Here is a 707-nt window from a genome sequence, read left to right on the forward strand (position 1 = left end):
CTAGTGTTCCGTCTGGTTAATCCCTAAGCGAAAATGTGCTACAATTCGAGCTATTATTTACGAGCTCGGAGACTCTGTTTTGGCCCGGAAACCAGCACCCTTTAATCTTACGGTAAACGATCAACTCGAGCTGGAAAGCTGGTTGCGAACAAGCACGCTGAGTCAGAATCTTGTTCTGCGAGCACGAATCGTTTTGGCCCTGAATGCTGGTGAATCACCCAAAGTCGTTGCGGAGCAACTGGGAACCACGACGGCCACGGTATTCAAGTGGCGTAATCGTTACACCGAACAGGGTCTGAGCGGTCTTCGGGATGCACCAAGACCTGGACAACCCAGAAAGCTGGACCAGAAAAAGGTTAAAGCTATTCTTGATGACACGGTCAAAAAGCTGCCCAAGGAATCTACCCACTGGAGCGTCCGACTGATGGCCGAATATGCCGGAGTCAGTCGCTGGCAAGTGCATCAGATCTGGAAAGCGGCTGACCTGAAACCGCACCGGCTGAAAACCTTCAAAATAAGCAACGATCCAGACTTTGCTGAGAAGGTTTTCGATGTCGTTGGCCTGTACCTGAACCCGCCAGATAACGCGCTGGTGCTGTCGGTTGACGAAAAAACGCAGATCCAGGCACTGGATCGCACTCAACCAAAGCTGCAACTGAAACCCGGCCAGATCGAGCGCCGTACCCACGATTACAAGAGGCACGGGA

General features: G+C 52.1%; 1 protein-coding gene. It reads left to right on the forward strand.

The genetic code is table 11. From position 1 onward, the window contains the following. Positions 1-79: 79 nt before the first annotated feature. Positions 80-707, forward strand: a 628-nt coding sequence (locus LWH94_RS19285) for an IS630 family transposase (RefSeq protein WP_232903317.1), incomplete at its 3' end; no start/stop codon positions are given.

The organism is Marinobacter sp. G11, assembly GCF_021282325.1.
Classification (GTDB): Bacteria; Pseudomonadota; Gammaproteobacteria; order Pseudomonadales; family Oleiphilaceae; genus Marinobacter; species Marinobacter vinifirmus.